Here is an 18,474-nt window from a genome sequence, read left to right on the forward strand (position 1 = left end):
GTGGTCTAGGTGGACACGGACGTGTGGACGGCGGGCGGGTCGTACCCTTCCGGACCGGACCTGCCCACCCTGGCCGGGTGGTCCACGACCGGCGTCAGCATCTCGCACGACCGGGGTACGACGGCGGCCGCGGTGGCGGTCGGCCGCCTGGCCGTGGCCCACGGGACGGGGGAACGATGACGAACTGGGCGGAGCTGAGCTGCTACACCAGCAACCTGGCCGCCTACCTGGCACCCGGGCGGCCGCACCTGCGGTCCGAGCTGGCCGACGCGGTACGTCTCGCGGTCCTCCCCGCGACGACGGCCCTGTCGCATCACGGCCGTATCGACGGCGGCAGCCTGGGATATCTCGGGACGGGCCGATGGGCGGAGGCCACGGCCGGGATCGCCGCCGAGCTGGAGACCCGTGGCGCGGTCCTGGCGGTCGCGAACACCGAACAGCTGCCCTGGTCTCCCGAGTACCAGCGCCGCGCGACCCCGCACTGGGTGCTGCTGACCGGCGGCCGCCCCGGGGGCCGCTGGCAGGTGGAGGACCACTTCGCCGCGACGACGCCGCATGGTGAGCATCGTCCGTACCACGGGCCGGTCACCGACGACGAGCTGCGGGTGCTGCTCACGCCGGTCACCACAGCGTCCGGTGAGGTCGCCAACCGCGATCGGCACGCCCTCGGCGAGCCCGTCGAGGTGCCACCGCCGTCGCAGTACCGCTGGCTGGCCCGTACCGCCGCGGTGCGTCCTCCCGTGGAGCCGGGATGGCTCACCGGCTCGGCCGCCGTGACGCACCTCGCCGCCGCGGTCGAGGGCCCGGCGAGGCTCGCCGCACTGGCCGACGACCTGTGGGCGGCGAGCCGGCACCAGGTGTTCCGCCACCGGGTCCGGTCGGCCGCCGGGCTGACCGACCCGGCGGTGGCCGCGGCCGCCGTGTCCGCCTGGGAGGACCTGCCGCGGGCTCTGCGGTTCGCCGTGGAGTCGGCCGGCCGTGGGCGGCCCCGGCCGGGTGTGGTCCGGGCCGCGTTCGACCGGATCAGCACCGAGGGGGCAACCGCGTGAACACCCTGTACGACTGGTTCGCCGAGTCCGCCGCCCGGCATCGGGACCGGATCGCGCTGGATCTCGGAGCCAATCAGCTCCGGTACGGGGATCTCGACGATCTCGCGGGCCGGGTCGCCGCTGCGGTGGTCCACCGGCTCGGACAGCCCCCGCGCCGGCTGGGGCTGCTCGCGGCACGCAGCGCCGGTGCGTACGCCGGGTATCTCGCCGCGTACCGGTTGGGCGCCACTGTCGTACCGCTCAGTCCGGCGTATCCGCCCGCGCGGACCGCGGCCATCGCCACGGCGGCCGAGCTGGACCTGGTCCTCGCCGACGCCGGCGGCAGCGGCGGTGCGGTGCCGGTGCCGGTGCTACCGGTCGACGATCGCGCCCTCGCCGCGCTCCCACCGGGCGACGGCAGGCCCGCAGACCACGGGGACGCGGCCCGTCCGGCGTACATCATGTTCACCTCCGGGTCGACCGGGACGCCGAAAGGCGTGCCGGTCACCCAGGCCAACGTGCTCGCCTTCCTGCGGGCCGTGACCGGACGCGCGGAGCTGACCAGCGACGCCCGGGTGTCGCAGATGTTCGATCTCACCTTCGACCCGTCGATCTTCGACCTCTTCGCCACCTGGGGCGCCGGAGCGACAGTGGTGGTGCCGCAGCCGGCGGACCTGATGGCGGCGGTCCGGTTCGTCCGGCAACGCGAGATCACCCACTGGAGTTCGGTGCCGTCGGCGGTCGCCATCGCGCGGCGGCTACGGCAGCTCGGCCCGGACCGGATGCCGACGTTGCGATGGAGCATGTTCTGCGGCGAGCCGCTGTCCGTCGACGCCGCGGCCGCCTGGCAGACGGCCGCGCCGAACAGCGTCATCGAGAACATGTACGGACCCACCGAACTCACCGTCACGTGCACCGGCTACCGCCTGCCGGCATCGCCCGCCGACTGGCCTGTCACCACGAACGGCACCGTGCCCATCGGGGAGCCCTACCCGGCGGTCGACTGGCTGCTGCTCGACGAAGACCTGCGCCCCACGGCCGAGGGAGAGCTGTGCGTCCGGGGTCCGCAGCGGTTCCCGGGCTATCTCGATCCGGCGGACGACAGCGACCGGTTCGTCACCGGCGCCGCCGGCCGTTACCGGCTCCGCCACGGCACACCGTCCGGATCGGACTGGTACCGGACCGGGGACCGGGTCCGCCACGAGAACGGCCGGCTGATCCACCTCGGCCGGCTGGACCACCAGGTGAAGGTGTCCGGATACCGCGTCGAACTCGGCGAGATCGAGGCGGTCGCCCGGCGGCACCCGGAGGTCGCCGAGGCGGTCGCCCTGGCCCTCGCCGTTCCAGCGGGTGGTGTGGATCTGCGCCTCGCCTACGAGGGGCCGGTGGCCGACGAGGAGAAGCTGCTGGCCCTGCTGCGGTCCACGCTTGCCCCGTTCATGGTGCCCCGCCGGGTCACGCGGTTCGAGGCCCTGCCGCTCACGGCCAACGGCAAGATCGACCGGATTCTGCTCGGCGAGGTCCTGCGATCAGGTGACCGGTAGGTAGCCGGCATAGCCCCACGCGGTGGTCAGCGACGCGCTGCGACCGAGGGCCGCACCGTGGACACACACGGCGCAACGCCCGCCTCCGATGAGTGATCACATCTATGCTTCGCTGCTCGCTGTGACGGCGAAATCACCTGTAAGGTCATCGAGTCCCGTCGCCTGACCGATTTGCCTTAGACCTGGGGAGGTTGAGTGATGGTCACGTCCCCTGTGACCCCCCTGACGGTGTCCGCCGAGCGAGGGCTGGCTCGCAAGACACTGCGGATGAGTTCGCTTGTCACATTCGGCGCGACCGCATCGTCCCCGATGGCCGTGCTCGTCGGCGGCATCGTGGCCACCTATGCGGCCACCGGAAACACCGGCGTGGCCAGCAGTTTCCTGCTCCTGACCGTCGTGATGCTTCTCTGGGCGCCGGGGTACATCGCCATCGCCAGGTACGTGCCACCCAGCGGGATCTTCTACACCGCCCTCGCTGCCGGGCTGTCCCGGCCCGTCGGCGTCGCCGGTGCGCCAGTCGTGCTGCTGGCCTACAACACCATCCAGATCTCGCTGTACGGCCTGCTCGGTTCGGTGGCAAGTGGACTGATCGGCGGCCCGTGGTGGGCGTGGGCTCTCCTCGCCTGGGCGATCGTCGCGACATTCGGTCTGCAACGCACCGGCATCAGCACCGCCATGTTCGGAACCATCCTGGTCGTCGAGGTCGCACTACTGCTCGTCTTCGTGCTGATGGGGCTGGCGCACCCGGCAGGTGGTCACCTGACGTTCGAGGCGCTGAACCCGACGCAACTGTTCGGCGGCGGGGTGGTGGCCGGCCTCGCGGTCCTGCCGCTGGGTATCGCCGCGTTCTTCGGCACCGAAACCCCTGCCGCGTACGGTGCCGAGGCCCGCTCACCGCGGGCGGTGTCGCGGAGCATCTTCTGCGGGATCCTCGGCCTGGGCCTGCTCTACGCCCTGTGCGCGTGGGCGATGGTGGCCACGGTGGGGGCGGACCAGGTCGCTGATCTGGCCCGCGACCCGTCGGTGCCGCTGCCGTTCGAGGTCTTCTCCACCTCCCGCGCTGGTACGGCCGGCGTGCTGCTCGTGGCGCTGGGCAACCTGTTGCTGATCAGCAGCGTCCTCGCGGCGATGATCAGTTTCCACAACAGCGTGGCGAGGTACGTGTTCACGCTGGGCAAGGACCGTCTGCTGCCGGCGCGGCTGGCGACGATCCGTGAGGGCGGCTCCGGTGCGCCGCAGGGCGGATCGGTCGCCCAGTCGATCACCGCTCTGATCGTCCTCCTGTTGTTCGTGATGAGCGGCGCCGAGGCGCTGACCATGTTCACCTGGCTGTCCAACATCGCTGCGGTGAGTCTGATGCTGTTGATGGCGGTGAGCTCACTCGCCACCGTCCGCTTCTTCGCCGGGGGCGGTGGGCGCAACGAGTCGCTGTGGGCGCGGATGATCGCACCGACGCTCGGCGGTATCTCGATCGCGGTGATCCTGCTGGTCACGCTGATCAACATCAGTGCCGCGCTGGGTACGCCACCCGGGTCACACCGGGCGTGGCTGGTGCCCGGGACGGTGGGCGCCTTCGTCCTCGTCGGCGTGCTGTGGGCGGTCAGCCTGCGGCTTCGCCGGCCGGAGCTGCTCGCCTCCGTCGGTGTGCGGGAGACGAACCCGACGCGTCAGGTTGACGAGGATCTGGGCCACCTCACGCTCTGAACGTCCTCGAAGGACACCGAAGGCGGGGCCGCGTGTGCGGCCCCGCCTTCGCTCTGTCGAGCTGGCTACGCTGCCCCGCCTCTGCCCTTCCCGATCCGTTGAGCGCCGTGGTGGACCAGGGTGGCCAACTGGGCTATGCCAGTCCAGATGGGCGCGTCGCCCGGGTGGCTCTGCAACGGCCGCCACGCCTCGTACGTCGGCGTCGTCGACTGGATCAACGGCTTCCTCCACGGGTCGGTGGGCCGATCGACGAGAATCCGCGTCTCCTCGGGGTCCATCAGCTGGATGTAGAACCGTCCCGGGATCCGATCCTCGCCCTCCACCTGCCGCATCGTCTGCTCCCAGGTGCCCAGCGGACCATCGAGCGAACTCACCGCGATGCCGATGAACGTCGAGTCGGCGTTGACCCGCTCGTCGACCCGGTTACACATCTGCGGCGGCTGACGCGGGTCCAACCCGCCGTGATCGAGGTAGTGCTGTGCTGTCTCGGTCAGGTCGTACAGCAACCTGGGCAGGTTTGACACGTCCTCGCCAGCCTTGTCCAGACGCGTCGCCGCTCCGACCTCGAAAACCGGTCGGTCCGGTGTGGAGCCCGGGAACGGCACCGCGTAGAGAAACGCGAAGCCGTACGGGCACAACGGGCTACGCCGGCGCTGGGCCCAGGCGTGGCGGCCGTGCATGGTGTTCATCAACCCGACTCGGCTCAGCGCGGAAGACCGCAGCGAGGCCCAGATCCGTCGTGTCTCGGGATCGCTGACCGGGGGCGCGGCGGGGGGCGACTCTCGCGCGGCCGGCGGCGGATCGGGTGGTGGCGGCTGCGCGGGAGACGTCGAATGCCACGATGCCGGCGGGTACCGCTCAGCTGCCGGGGACGGCACCGCACTCGTCGGCGCCACCCAGGCATGCCGGCTGTCCGGCACCGGCGCCTGCTGGTAGGGCGACGTCTGGTTGTCCGGTTGCTGGTCCCAGGGCGCCTCCGTCGTCCAACCGCCACTGGCGGACGCCCTCCAGCTCTCCGCAGTCCACTCAGGAGGGCCTGGCTGGGTCGCTCGCCTGTCATACACCACGATGTAGTCCTCCCCGGAAAACCGTCGCCATAGCCTCTCATTGCACACGCACCGCGATCAACCGCACACCACCAGTCCGTTCGATCGCTCGACAAAGGACTGGTTGCCCGCCGGGCGTAATCATGGTCCACTTTGTGTTTTTGGGTGCCTAACAACGGAGTGCTCGTGACCACCCCCTGCCATCAGCGATGCGGTCTGCTGGTCCGTGATGCCGTGAGTGCCGCGACGGCGGGTCCGCGATGAGCGCTCCCACCAGCGTCCCCGACAATCTGTCCCTCGCCGCCCAGATCGAGAACCTTCTCGCCAGCCTGTCGAAGGATCGCTCGATCGGCTTTCCGGCCGCACGGGACATCGACTACGGGCCAACGCTTCCGCTCTTCCAGATGTTGATCAACAACGTCGGCGACCCGGAGACCGCACCGGACACCGCCCACACGAAGGCGTACGAGCGGGAGGTCCTCAACTGGCATGCCGACCTGTTCCGCGCTCCAACCGGTGACCGGTGGGGCTACCTGACCGGCGACGGCACCGAGGCCAACCAGGCGGCGATCCTGCTGGCGCGAGACAGGTTCGCGGGCGCGGATCCCGTCCTCTACTACAGCCAGGCCACTCATTACTGGATCAACAAGACGGCAGGCATGTTCGGCCTGCCCGAGGTGGTCATCCGCACCGACAACACCGGCGAGATCGACTATGACGATCTGCGCGGCGAGCTCGCCCGACGCCGGGACCGCCCGGCGATCGTCGTGGCCAACGCTGGCACGACCGTCACGGAGGCGGTCGACGACCCGGTCCGGATTCGCACCATCCTCTCCGACCTGGCCATCCGCAAGAACCACCTGCACGTCGATGGCGCGCTCGCCGGCGTCCCGCTGGTCCTGCTGCCGGAGCGGCCGGTGGCCCTCGACCTCGACGGCGTGATCGACTCGGTCGCGATCTCGTGCCACAAGTTCTACGGCACCACGATCACCGGTGGACTGGTCCTGACCCGCCGCTCACTACAACGCGCGGCCCGGCGAATCGCCTACACCGCCACGACCGACACCACCATCGGCGGATCCCGCACCGGCCAACTCGCCGTGCAGATGTGGTACGTGATGCGGCTCTTCGGCGAGGACGGGCACCGTGAGCGCGCCGAACAGGCCCGTGAGACAGCCCGCTACGCCCACTCGCTCCTGGCCAGCATCGGCTGGCCCGCCTGGCGCAACGTCCACGCCTTCACCGTGTACTTCACCACCCCACCGCTGACAATCGCCCGTCGCCACGGGCTCTCCAATGCCGACGGTGGCATCAGCCACCTGATCTGCATGCCAGGTGTCACCCGCCAACAGATCGAGGCCCTCGTCGCCGACATCGCCACCGTCAAGGGCACCGACCAGCCCAGCCCCAGCCGGGGTGTCCGGCGGCTCGTGCCGGTCGCGCAACTTCCCCTCAGCGCCGAGCGGCCCTGATCGCTCTACCAGCCGGCTTCGGTGACGATGCCGGCACGCCGGGCACGCGCACGCCACCGCGCCAGGTTGGCTGGCAGGTGGAACGGCTCCGCAGCGGCAGGGTGAGCCAGGACAACCTCGGAGATCCTCCCGGCGAGACGGATCTGTGTGCTCATGGTGACGACATGGCCGAGGCTTGCGATCCTGGCCGGAATCTGGAGTTCGGCGTCGCCCAGAGCGCAGATCCGTCCCTGCGTGGTGAAGGCGTCAGACAGCCGCGCCCAGAAGGGGTCGAGAGACCGGCGCAGCTCACCGCTGCCGGAAACCGCAACGTTCCAGGGCGGATTCGTCACCATCGCGTCGAGGGATCCCGGTGTCCAGGCAGCTTTCCCCGCGTCGGCGACCGCGAACCGGACCCGCACCCCTGCGCGTTCCGCGTTCCGGCGTGCGTTACCGACCCGAGTGGCATCGATGTCGCTGGCGGACACGTCGGCGCCCGTTCCGAGCAGGGCGGCCTCGATGGCGATCGTGCCGTCTCCGCAGAACGGGTCGATCATCGTCTGGCCAGCAGCGAGGTCCGCCAGCATCGCCAGCATCGCGGCCACTGGAGGGTGCAGAGTCCCAGGTCCCGCCTCCTCCTTGTAGCCTCGCCGGTGCAGGGGGCGTTGCCCGAGCCGGAGCGCAGCGACAGCCGTCGGCCCGCGGAGGAACAGCCGGACGGTCAGGTCGGGATCCTTGGGGCGCACGCTCTCCGTGCGCGGCAGGTGGGTGCCTCCGAGCCGGTCCTGGAGCAGACGTCCGGTGCCGTTCTCCACGTCGAACCGGTTGTAGGTCCGTCGCCCTTCGAGGCTCGCGACGACATCGAACCTGAGCGCTTCGGGAAGTTCACGGAGCGCGGACACGGCCGGGATCGAGGACCTCCACTCCAGCCGCGCCAGTTGGGTCGCGAGTGGCGAAAGATCCGCCTTGGTGTGTCCGACACCGCCGACCTCACCCACCTGGACGAAGAGGTCGTCGACGGTCTTGAGGCGTGCGACGGCCGGCTCGGGCCGCTCGGTCTCGAAGCTCACCTCCCTGGCCGCCATGGTGATCATGGTGGCGCCGGCGATGTCCCGCTCGATCTCCGCGGCCGAGATCCACTCCAGCCCGCGAACCGTCCGAGCGATGTAGCGGAAGGTCACGAGCCGGATTCGTGGTCTGCGCGGGAAGGTGCACCGCTTCGGCCGACGACGGTCGGCGCGACTTCCGCGGGGTCCTCGCGGTGAGTCATGGTGGGTGTCACCGACGCGGTCAGCCTTCCTGGTCACATCGGTCGAGAGCCGGCAACGCAGACCCGCTCGCTGACATCGGTGCTGGTAGGGCTCTCATCATATAGCTCCTGCGAGGGCGTCCCCCGCCGGAGCAACACCGAGGCCGAGGAGTGCCGTGAGGCCCCGACCGCAGCACCTTCCTCGCGGGCTGCACCACAGCTCATCGGAACGCTCCGGACCTGTCTCCTGAACACGCCCGCACCCGCTGCGGCGTCCGCGCCCGGGGCGCCGACGGGGGAACCCCGAGGCGTGGACGGCATCGACAGGGTTTGGTGGGCGGACGATAGGCTGCGGGCGGCAGTCGAGTGACCTAAGGGGAACGGGTGACAGGCGGAACGGTTCGCGCGGTGATCGCGGTCTGCGGGCATCCGGCGTGAGCAACGGGATGCGTCCCGGGGACCCGGCCCGCCTCGGTGGGTACGACGTGCTCGACCGGCTCGGCGACGGGGGCATGGGCACTGTCTTCCTGGCCCGGTCTCCGCAGGGTCGGCAGGTGGCGGTCAAGGTCGTCCGGCCGGAGTTCTCGCATGACGAGGAGTTCCGTGGTCGGTTCCGAAGTGAGGTGAACCGCGCCCGCCAGGTTCCACCGTTCTGCACCGCCGAGGTCCTGGACGCCGACCCGGACCACAACCCGCCGTACCTGGTGGTGGAGTACGTCGAGGGCCCCAGTCTGGCCCAGGTGATCAGGGATCGAGGGCCGCTGGGGGCCGCGCAACTGCACAGCATCGCGGTCGGGGTGGCAACCGCGCTCACCGCCATCCATGGCGCCGGGGTGATCCACCGAGACCTGAAGCCGGCCAATGTCCTGGTCGCACCGGGTGGGATCAAGGTAATCGACTTCGGCATCGCCCGAGCTTTCGAGGCGACGAGCCAGCACACCCGGACCAACCAGATGGTCGGGACCGTCTCGTACATGGCCCCGGAGCGCTTCGACGCGTCGTCCGGCCACACGGTGGGTCCGGCCGCGGACATCTTCGCCTGGGGCGCCCTGGTCGCTCATGCCGCGACCGGCCGTAACCCGTTCGGGGGTGACTCCCCGACCGCCGTCGCGATGCGGATCCTCACCCAACCGCCGGACCTGACCGGCCTCGGCGGTGCGCTGCGGGAGTTGGTCGCCCGGGCGCTGGAGAAGGATCCCGCTGCCCGGCCCACCGCCCGGGAGTTGCTCGACGAACTGTTGACCGCCGCGAATCAGCGGGGTGCTGCCGAGACAGCCCAACGCCTGGCTGAGATGCCGACAGTGCGTGCGGCACAGGCGCACGGTGCTGCCGACCAGGGGCGGCGTTCGGAGCCGTCCGGCGGGCGTGCGGGCTCGGGCCGGCGTCGTTGGCTCATCGCTCTGGGGTCGGTCGTCGCGGTGATCGCGGTGCTGGTGCCCGCCTTTCTGTTCGGCCCGCGACTGCTGGACGACCAGGCCGGACCGGCCCCGGCCGGTTCGACGGCGGCGGGGAGTCAGGCGGCGAGCGGGGCATCGGCCGCCGCGTCCACGCCAGCGGCCAAGCCGACCGGTTCGCCGTCGGCCGCCGCGGACCCTACCCAGGCCATCCTGACCGGACAGCGGCGAATCCTGGTGCACGTGGTGGAGATCGACCGTGATCTGTCACTGCCGTCGGACGGCGAGGTCGTGGTCGGTAGCGGGACCGGCAAGGACGCGCTCTTCGTGCTCGAACCGGACGGCGTCGAATACATGATCAAGTCGTTGAACCCGGAGATCGCCCACCGACCGTGCCTCGGGGTCAAGAGAGATGGGGACGACGACAAGTTGTTGGTAGGGGCCGAGTGCCGGCCGACCAAGGCAACTCTGTTCTCGATAACTCCTGAGGGCAAGGACGACAAGGGGCGCACCTCCTACGTCATCGTCAACGAGGAGCACGGCGTGGTGCAGTGGGACGAGACCAGGAGCGAGATCTACGTCGAGTTCATGGGTGATGCCCCGGTCGACACCACCTTCAGCCTGGTCGACCGAGGCGCGGTCTGAGGCGGGCGCACCCCGACTGCGTCGCCGAGCCCCCACCCAGGGGCCATCGTTGCCTGACCCACGTCTCCTGAACCTGGGTGTGGTGCGCTGTGGCGGCGGTCCGGCCGGCTGCGGCGGTCCGGGTTGACGTTGCCCGAATAATGGGCAACCGTCGATGTTAGCGCCAACGCATCGGCTCCTCAAGGGCTCCGGCTGCGGCCCGTGCCGACGAGTTGGGGGCGGATGCCTGCACAGGCCCGGTGGGAGGCGATCCCGCCCTGCGGCACGACACGTCACCGCCTGATGTTCCCAGCACGTTACGTCTTGACGAACGGCATGTTATCGCTCACAGTCGATGGCTAAGGACGACGACATCTATGGCTTACCGGGGAAGCCTGCTTCGTCGACCCCCGAATCGGTCGTGCGTCAGGGCATGTAGGCGTGTTGTTAGCGCTAACTTCCCCGACGCATCGCCCGGACACACGTCGCGGTGCGCCCACCCTCGGGCAGGCCGTTCGGCTTTGGTCACTGAAGGAGGATCATGTCTGCCCTCGATAGGTCTCCATCGATCGCACCGCCGTCACGGCGGCGTTGGTGGTTGCCCCGCATTATCGCCGCTGGCGCGGCGGCGGTGCTGGTCGGCGGTGCTGCCGTCGCGGTGGTGTCGTCGCCCGCCGCCGCGGCGACTGTCGACACGAGCGCGTGGTACGTGTTGATCAACCGCAACAGCAACAAGGCCCTGGACGTGTACAACCTGGCCACGAACGACGGTGCCCGGATCACCCAGTGGACGCGCAACAACGGCAACCAGCAGCAGTGGCAGTTCGTCGACTCCGGCGGTGGCTACTACCGGGTGAAGTCGCGGCTGTCCGGCAAGGTGCTGGACGTCTCCGGCCGCTCGACCGCCAACGGCGGGCCGATCGTGCAGTGGTCTGACAACAACGGCACCAACCAGCAGTTCCGGTTGGCCGACTCGGACAGCGGCTACGTCCGGTTGATCAACCGCAACAGCAACAAGGTGATGGAGGTGCAGGGCGCCTCGACCGCCGACGGTGGCAACATCGTGCAGTACGACGACTGGAACGGCACGAACCAGCAGTGGCAGTTCGTCCGCGTCGACGGTGGGAGCAACCCCACCACGCCGCCGCCGTCGTCACCGCCGCCGGGTGGCGTGTGTGACCTTCCCTCGACGTACCGCTGGTCGTCGAGTGGCGTGTTGGCGACTCCGAAGTCGGGTTGGGTGTCGCTCAAGGACTTCACCGTGGCCCCCTTCAACGGCCAGCAGTTGGTCTACGCCACCACGCACGACTTCGGCGACAGCTGGGGTTCGATGAACTTCAGTCTCTTCTCGAACTGGTCGCAGATGGCCTCGGCCACCCAGACCGGGATGAACTCGGGGACCGTCGCCCCGTCGTTGTTCTACTTCGCGCCGAAGAACATCTGGGTGCTCACCTACCAGTGGGGGGCCGGGGCGGCGTTCCACTACCGGACCTCGACCAACCCGACCAACCCGAACGGCTGGTCCGCGGCGCAGCCGATGTTCACCGGGAGCATCACCGGTTCCGGTACCGGGCCGATCGACCAGACGGTCATCGCCGACGACACGACCATGTACCTGTTCTTCGCCGGCGACAACGGCAAGATCTACCGGACCAGCATGCCGATCGGGAACTTCCCCGGTAACTTCGGCAGCAGCTACACGACCATCATGAGCGACACGCAGAACAACCTGTTCGAGGCCCCGCAGGTCTACAAGCTGCAGGGTCTGAACAAGTACCTCATGATCGTCGAGGCGATCGGCTCGACCGGCCGCTACTTCCGCTCGTTCACGGCGACCAGCCTCAACGGTACGTGGACGCCGCAGGCCGCGACGCAGAGCAACCCGTTCGCCGCCAAGGTCAACAGTGGTGCCACCTGGACCAACGACATCAGCCACGGTGAGCTGCTGCGCACCAACGCCGACCAGACGATGACAGTCGACGCCTGCAACCTGCAGTTGCTCTACCAGGGTCGTTCCCCCAGCTCCGACGGTGTCCCCTACGGCCTTCTGCCGTACCGGCCGGGTCTGCTGACCCTCCAGCGCTGAGTCGTGACGTAGGTCTGACTCGTTGCTGACGAAGGACCCGTGGCGGACAACTCCGCCACGGGTCCTTCCGCGAGATGGCGACGGGCAGGCGCGGGGTCTGGCTCGATCTGGGTGCCGCTGCTCCCCGCGCTGGGACGAACGACGTTCGCGGTCGATGCTGCGTCACCCGCGCTACTCGGTGGGACGGCGTGCGCCGCTCACGCAGGTGAGCACCTGCCCCTTACCGCGAGTGGCGCTCGCCGTGGTTGTCGCGAAGCCGTGGGCCTCCAGCAGCAACGTGGTCGAGGTGAGGTTCGCTGTGGCGTGTGCGGCCGTGGGTCGCTCGCCGAAGACGTAGAGCCGCCCATCGGGCTTCAGCAGGCTCCGCACTCGCTCGATCTGCGGTGTCGCGTCGCCCAGCCAGAACATGCTGACGTTCACTGCGAAGATCTTGTCGAAACGGAGTGGGTCAAGGTCGGCCGACTCGAACCCGACACAGCGAATGTCAGCTCGGCCGGCGTTGACATGGGCAACGTTCCGGTTGGTGGCAAGTCGCACCATCGTCGCAGCCCGATCGATGGCGACGATCCGACCGGTCGTGAGGCGGCTGGCGACCAGAGAGACGGCGGCTCCCCGACCGCATCCGATCTCCAGCACCGTGTCGTCGGGGGCGACAGTCATCGTCTCCACTGCCCAGCGCTGCCGGTGGTGCGTCGTCGTCCGCCCCGGCTCGTCCGGCAGGGGAATGCCGTTTCCGCTGGTGGAAGCCGAATGGCGGATGGGCAGAGTGCACTTCACGGCGTCGCCCGAGGTGCCTGCTCTGCTCACACATCTGATTTCACCCTGCCGGACGAGCCAGTGCACCGTGTCCTCGATCACCGACGGCGGTGCCGTTACCGCCGTGGCGCACCGAGGCCCGGCCCGGGGCGGCAGCTCAAGCGCCGCCACCCCGGGCCGGACGGTGTGTCAGGCGATCCGGTAGGCCCGCTGGATCGTCTCCGTGACCGTGTTGCCGGCGGTGTCGGTGGCCGTCAGCCGCAGCGAGACGAACCCGGCTCGCCGGGGGTGGCTGATGAGGGCCACGTTCCGGAGCACCGGCAACGCCACCCACGTCCTGCCGTCGTCGAACGACGCGGACACCCCGAGGGTCCGGTTGGCGGCCGCCGTCGAGCCCGCCTGCCGGTCCAGCGCCACCGGGACGGCCGCGATCCGGCCCGTCCGGGCCGTGTTGGTGTCGTCGAGCACGAGCGTCGGCCGGACCGTCGTCAGCGGCAACCGTTGCGGCGACGTGGTGTGCGCCGAGGTGAAGGTCCAGGCCACCGAGACCGACGTCGACAGGGTGTCCGGCGCGCCGCGGGTGGCCGTCGCCTCGAGCCGGTACGTCGCCTTGCCGGCGGGCACCGCGAACTCGGCCCACGGGCTGTCCGAGGTGCCGATCTCCTTGCCGTTCCGCAGCAGCCGGACCTGCACCGGCCGGTCGTCGCGGGTGGCGGGGCGACCCGTGGCATCCCCGAACAGGGGCAACGACGCGATCGAGATGGTGTCGCCGTCGCGGCCCGCGTACCCCAGGGGTGTCAGCGTCGGCGCCTGCGCCACGGTGGGGCCGAAGGGCGCCGCGTTCCAGGTCTGGGTGTACGACCTGCCCGCCGTGAAGGTCGACGTCTGCGTGGTGGCATTGTCACCCTCGACGAACGTGGACGTCCAGGTGATGCCGCCGTCGGTGTTGTAGTACTCGGTGCCGCGGAACGGCAGGTCGAGCGGCGTTCTCGAACCGATCGGACCCGAGCCGCCGGGCGCCGCCGCACGGTGCAACCGGACGGCCGTCGTCGCCGTGGACTGGCTCCGGTAGGTCGTCCGGACGGTGGCCAGGTTTCCCGGTGAGAGTTTCCTGGTGAGGCCCGTGAACATGTCGCCCGGGCGGACGTACGCGAGGTCGTACGTGTAGGGGCTGTTCCGGAAGGTCCCGTCACTGCCCGGACGGGCGAGCCCGACACCCAGCGTCGCGGTGAACTCGGGTGCCGCGACGGCGGGTCCGATCCGGCCGAAGAAGACATCCCCGAACGACACCCCGCTGAGCTGCACTCCGGGATAGCGGAAGCCGTCGTCCCAGTTCGCACTGACGTTGATCGCGACGGGCGCGGCGTCCGGCTGGGGCACCGTCAGCGCGACCGGCTTGGCGGTGCGGGCGTCGACGGCCTCGGTGACCGGGCCGCGTACGTCCAGCACGGGCTGCACGAGCAGGGTCGACGCGTCGCCCTCGTGGATGGTGCTCCAGAGTGCGTACCGGCCCTTGGGCAGCCGCAGGGTGCCGCCGCCCGGCGCCCCGTCGAGGGTGCTGAACTCTCCGGTGGCCAGGTTCGCCGCCACTGTCGTGTAGTCGGTGGCCGGTCGACCGTCGCGTCCGGTGTGGGTGAGCCGTACGTCGTAGCTCTCGATCTCGCGGTTGAGCGCGAACGGCGTGCGTACCCGCAGGTCGCCGGCTCCGGTCGCGGTCAGCGCACCCTGGTAGACGCCGTCCGGGGCGTCCACCCGCGTGTCCACGGTGATCGTCGCCTCGGCGCGGCCACCGGCCGGCACCACAAGCGTGGTCGGGCTGACGGTGAGCATGCCGGCCGGGGCCGGGGCGATGCCCAGCGTCAGGGTGACCGGCGCGGTGCCCGTGTTGCGGTAGCCGACGACCTGGGTGACCGGGGTGTCGTCGGCGTGCGGCCAGCGCTGGACGGGGAAGTCGATGGCGGCGACCTCGGCGGCGACCGGTTGGGCGACCGCCCGGGCGATGTCGACCCGGCCGGCGCCCTGCTCGTAGATGGTGTCCTCGCCGGTCGGCTTGGCCGAGTCCATCAGGGCGGCCTTGAGCTGCGGGCCGGCCCAGTCCGGGTGCTGCCCGGCGAGGATCGCGGCGGTGCCGGCCACGTGCGGAGTGGCCATCGACGTGCCGGACATGGTGGCGTACTGGCCGCCGGGCGCGGCGGCCACGATGTCGACGCCCGGTGCGCTGATCTCGGGCTTGATGTGGTTGTCGCCGACGCGCGGACCCCGGCTGGAGAAGTACGCCCGCTGGTCGTCGGCGTCGACAGCGGCGACGGCGAGGGCGTCGTCGGCGGAGGCCGGCGAGGAGACCGACTTCGGTTTGCCCTCGTTGCCGGCCGCGACCACGAAGAGGGTGCCGTAGCGGTGGCTCAGCTCCTGGACCGCGGTCTCCAGCGGGTCGAGGCCGGGGGCGTCGTCGCCGCCCACGCTCAGGTTGACCACCCGCGCCTGCGGCGCGAGCCACTGCATGCCGGTGATGATGTCCGAGTCCTGGCATTCGGTGGTGGCGCAGACCTTGCCGACGAGCAGCTTCGCCCCCGGCGCCACCCCGCGGTACCTGCCGTCGGAGGCAGCGCCGCTGCCCACGATCGTCGACGCCACGTGGGTGCCGTGACCGACCGCGTCGCTCGGGTCGTTGCCTCCGGTGAAGTCGCGGACCTCGGTGAGGTGTCCCGCGAAGTCGGGGTGACCGGCGTCGATCCCGGTGTCCAGCACGCCCACGGTGACACCGGTGCCGTCGAACCCGGCCTGCCAGGCCGTCGGGGCACCGATCTGCGGCACGCTGCGATCGAGGGAGACCGTGCGCTTGCCGTCCAACCAGATGTGGGTGACCCCCGCGGCGAGGGTGCGCCCGGCGGCCGTCCCACGGGTGAGCGACCCCCAGAGCGTGACCCGGTCGGCCGGTTGCGCGCGCACGGCCAACGCGTGGGTGGCGGGCAGGTCGGCCCGGACCCGCGCGGCACCCCCGACGGTCGCGGCCCGCGCCTGCGCTGACGCGTTCTCCGGGTACGCGACAAGCAGCGGCAACTCGGCGGAGCGGTCGTCGTAGCCGAACCCGCCGAGCACGGTGAGGTCGAACAGCCGACGGTCGAGGCGTCCGTCCCGCAGCAGCGGCATCGCGTCCACCGGGATGACGAACTGGTGGCCGCCCTCGCGGCTGGTCACGAACCGCATGCCGGGCCGCCCCGGCCCGCGCTGGATCGTCGGGTGACCGCTCGCGTCCAGCGACACCTCGTCGCCGGTGATCAGCGTGAAGGTGCCGGGTCTGCCGTCGACCGCGCCCTCCGGCCGCACCCGCGCGCTCGCCGGGGTGGCCGTCAGGCCCGCCGCCACCAGCGCCATCGCGAGTACGCCGGCTGTCAGCGCGCGTCGTTGCCGTCGTCGCACATCGTCCTCTCCGCCACGGGCGTCTCCCGGGACGGCACGATGACGCCTGGGCAGGACGTTAGGTTGATCACTCTGCTGTGACGGTCACCACAATCCTGCCCCGCGCTGAGGTGTCCGATTCACCCGGAAGGGTTGCATGCGGCGGTGACCAGCGGACGCGGCAGGGGAGGGCACCGGTCGGATGCGTGACGCCGAGGAGTTCGACGCCCTCTACGCGGCCTGCGCGGGCCGGGTCGTGGGTCACGTGTACGCGCTGACCGGCAACCGGGCTGAGGCGGAGGACGCCGTCGCCGAGGCGTTCATGCGGGCCTGGCAGCGCTGGCGGACGGTACGGGAGGCGGACAGCCCGGAGGCGTGGGTCCGCCGCGTCGCGTCCCGGATCGCGGTGAGCAGTTGGCGCAAGACGTTCAACCGGGTACGCGCGCATCGCCGGGCCGCCGTCGACCAGGGCGTTCCCGGACTGAACGAGGACCACGTCGCCCTGTTGCAGGCGTTGCAGCGGTTGAGCGTCAACGAGCGCCGGGCCGTGGTGCTGCACCACCTGAACGATCTCAGCGTCGCCGAGGTGGCAGCCGAGATGCAGGCCCCCGTCGGGACCGTGAAGACGTACCTCGCCCGTGGTCGACGAGCGATGGCCGGGTTGCTGACCGATGCGCACCAGGAGGAGACGTCCCATGGCTGATCCACGCGACGACCTCACCGCGATCGTCGACGAGGTCCGGCGAGTCGCCACGCTTCCCCCCGCGCAGACGTTGCGGCAGCGCAGCGACAGGCGTCGGCGGCATCGGACGACGATCGTCGCCGCCGGTCTGGCCCTCCTGGCCGGCACCGTGGGCGTCGTCGTCTGGACGACCCCGAACCAGGTCGAGACGCCGGAGGTGGGTGTCGGCCCGGTGAGTCCCGTCCCGTCGTCGGCCCCGGTCGTTCCGTCCGAGACCGCGACGGCCAGTCGACAGGACATTCTGGGTGGCCGACGTCAGGTCCAGATCGTGCTGCCCGGCATGCGTGGGGCCGCGTTGGTGATCGACGAGGGTGGCGACCAGGTGCGGGCCCGCACCGATCGGGGCAGCGACGACCGGGCACTGTGGGTGCTGCGCCCCGACGGTGACGGGTTCCGGATCGTCCTGGCCGCCCCGCCCGACGCCGACCAGGTCTGCATGACTGTCGTGCACGACGCCGCGCCGGGCAGCGTACGCGGGCGGACCTGCGAGGTGGCCCTCTCGACGCAGCGCTTCCGGATCGAGCAGGTCGCCGACGGCAGCTACTCGATCTTTCAGGGGAAGCGCTACGTCCAGGTGGTCGACGGCACCAACGCCCTGGTCCCCGACCTGCCCGAGGGCCTCACCACCACGTACGAGTTCGAGGATCGTGGGCCGGTTCCGCGCTGAGCCCGCACCGTCACGGCCCGGGGCGGACCGCTGTCAGAGCCAGACCACGATCCCGGTCAGGTCGTTGAGGACCGCCGCCACACCCGCCCGGATGGCTGCCGCGCAGCGCTCGCCGGTGAACGACTTCGGGTCGTACGTCGAGGACATGCCGAGCCCCTCCCCGCGGAACGACGCGCCTTCCCAGTCGACGGACGTGACGTTGTGGGTGGGCTCGGCGAGCTCGGCGCCCACCACGAGGAACTTCTCGTCCAGGTGGTTCGGGGTGACCAGGGCGAGGGGGTCGATGAGGTCACCGCCGGCGCTGACGATGAGATCCGGTTTCATCTCCATGGCCTTGGCGATGCTGGGAACGGCATCGTGGGCGTTGCCGACGGTGATGGTCCGGAGATCCGCGTGCTCGTCGTCGGCCCACTCCCGCACGGCCGTCACGAGAGCCTTGGTCGGGTCGTCGGTGCCGGCGGTGAGTAGGACGACCCGATAGTCCTTCGGCGGGTGGACCCCGGCCCACGAACCGGGTCGCGGCGTGATCGTCGCCTCCGGAGCGGGGGTGGTGGAGGGGTCGACGAATCCAGGGCCGAGAGTCCCCACGGCGCTGGGTGCGGGGTGCGGCTGGGACCAGTCGTCGCCGGAGTCGCAGGCGGCGACCAGTGCGGCGGTCGCGGCCAGCATGGCGACGGCCCGAAGCGGGGGGCGCAAGGTGGTCGTCCTTTCGAGTGGTGGCGGCAACCTCGTATTCCTATCTCAATTCCCCGCACCCGGTTATCCGCGGGCGGTCCTTCGCGGT

14 protein-coding genes are annotated in these 18,474 nt (G+C 70.4%); 9 read left to right on the forward strand and 5 right to left on the reverse strand.

Translation table 11 applies throughout. The annotated features are described in order from the left end of the window. Positions 1–9: 9 nt before the first annotated feature. The 4 genes from AB0C01_RS32595 to AB0C01_RS32610 all read left to right on the forward strand — a co-directional run bounded on the left by AB0C01_RS32595 (position 10) and on the right by AB0C01_RS32610 (position 4,276). Positions 10–180, forward strand: coding sequence for a hypothetical protein (locus AB0C01_RS32595; RefSeq protein ID WP_357572957.1), 171 nt, complete (start codon positions 10–12; stop codon positions 178–180). Beyond that, a complete protein-coding gene (locus AB0C01_RS32600; RefSeq protein ID WP_357572958.1) occupies positions 177–1,049 on the forward strand; it encodes a hypothetical protein in 873 nt (290 codons plus the stop codon). The genes AB0C01_RS32595 and AB0C01_RS32600 overlap by 4 nt, the downstream gene beginning before the upstream one ends. Next, positions 1,046–2,572: an amino acid adenylation domain-containing protein gene (locus AB0C01_RS32605; protein ID WP_357572959.1), complete on the forward strand. Its 1,527-nt coding sequence runs from the start codon at positions 1,046–1,048 to the stop codon at positions 2,570–2,572. Before AB0C01_RS32600 ends, AB0C01_RS32605 begins: the two co-directional genes overlap by 4 nt. Positions 2,573–2,770: 198 nt before the next feature. Further along, on the forward strand, positions 2,771–4,276 hold the full coding sequence (locus AB0C01_RS32610) for an APC family permease (RefSeq protein ID WP_357242521.1): 1,506 nt from the start codon (positions 2,771–2,773) through the stop codon (positions 4,274–4,276). Positions 4,277–4,341: 65 nt separating this feature from the next. Here AB0C01_RS32610 and AB0C01_RS32615 read toward each other — a convergent pair whose 3' ends face one another. After that, the gene (locus tag AB0C01_RS32615; protein WP_357242518.1) at positions 4,342–4,965 is read right to left on the reverse strand and encodes a hypothetical protein; all 624 of its coding nucleotides are present in this window, start codon (positions 4,963–4,965) and stop codon (positions 4,342–4,344) included. 617 nt (positions 4,966–5,582) lie between these two features. Here AB0C01_RS32615 and AB0C01_RS32620 point away from each other — a divergent pair. Then, complete coding sequence (locus AB0C01_RS32620) at positions 5,583–6,794, forward strand: histidine decarboxylase (RefSeq protein ID WP_357242514.1); 1,212 nt, start codon at positions 5,583–5,585, stop codon at positions 6,792–6,794. Between the two features lie 5 nt (positions 6,795–6,799). Here the strand turns inward: AB0C01_RS32620 and AB0C01_RS32625 are convergent, their stop codons facing one another. Continuing rightward, complete coding sequence (locus AB0C01_RS32625; RefSeq protein ID WP_357242511.1) at positions 6,800–7,858, reverse strand: methyltransferase domain-containing protein; 1,059 nt, start codon at positions 7,856–7,858, stop codon at positions 6,800–6,802. Positions 7,859–8,456: 598 nt separating this feature from the next. Here AB0C01_RS32625 and AB0C01_RS32630 point away from each other — a divergent pair. Then, positions 8,457–10,061, forward strand: a complete 1,605-nt coding sequence (locus AB0C01_RS32630) for a serine/threonine-protein kinase (RefSeq protein WP_357242508.1) — start codon at positions 8,457–8,459, stop codon at positions 10,059–10,061. A 520-nt stretch (positions 10,062–10,581) separates the two neighbouring features. Further along, a complete protein-coding gene (locus AB0C01_RS32635) occupies positions 10,582–12,126 on the forward strand; it encodes a non-reducing end alpha-L-arabinofuranosidase family hydrolase (RefSeq protein WP_357572960.1) in 1,545 nt (514 codons plus the stop codon). Positions 12,127–12,297: 171 nt separating this feature from the next. Here AB0C01_RS32635 and AB0C01_RS32640 read toward each other — a convergent pair whose 3' ends face one another. Together AB0C01_RS32640 and AB0C01_RS32645 are read right to left on the reverse strand one after the other, a co-directional pair. Next, positions 12,298–12,933 carry a class I SAM-dependent methyltransferase gene (locus AB0C01_RS32640; protein ID WP_357242502.1) on the reverse strand — a complete coding sequence of 212 codons (636 nt, stop codon included), beginning with the start codon at positions 12,931–12,933 and terminating at the stop codon, positions 12,298–12,300. A gap of 138 nt (positions 12,934–13,071) precedes the next feature. Further along, positions 13,072–16,302: a S8 family serine peptidase gene (locus tag AB0C01_RS32645; protein WP_357572961.1), complete on the reverse strand. Its 3,231-nt coding sequence runs from the start codon at positions 16,300–16,302 to the stop codon at positions 13,072–13,074. Between the two features lie 181 nt (positions 16,303–16,483). Between AB0C01_RS32645 and AB0C01_RS32650 the strand changes: the two genes are divergently transcribed. Next, on the forward strand, positions 16,484–16,984 hold the full coding sequence (locus AB0C01_RS32650) for a sigma-70 family RNA polymerase sigma factor (protein ID WP_357242496.1): 501 nt from the start codon (positions 16,484–16,486) through the stop codon (positions 16,982–16,984). Beyond that, on the forward strand, positions 16,977–17,690 hold the full coding sequence (locus tag AB0C01_RS32655) for a hypothetical protein (RefSeq protein WP_357242493.1): 714 nt from the start codon (positions 16,977–16,979) through the stop codon (positions 17,688–17,690). Before AB0C01_RS32650 ends, AB0C01_RS32655 begins: the two co-directional genes overlap by 8 nt. Before the next feature lie 33 nt (positions 17,691–17,723). On the opposite strand, the gene AB0C01_RS32660 is transcribed toward AB0C01_RS32655, so the two are convergent. After that, positions 17,724–18,386, reverse strand: a complete 663-nt coding sequence (locus AB0C01_RS32660) for a hypothetical protein (RefSeq protein WP_357242489.1) — start codon at positions 18,384–18,386, stop codon at positions 17,724–17,726. Between the last annotated feature and the right edge of the window lie 88 nt (positions 18,387–18,474).

The sequence above is a fragment of the Micromonospora sp. NPDC048905 genome, from assembly GCF_040649655.1.
GTDB lineage: Bacteria > Actinomycetota > Actinomycetes > Mycobacteriales > Micromonosporaceae > Micromonospora.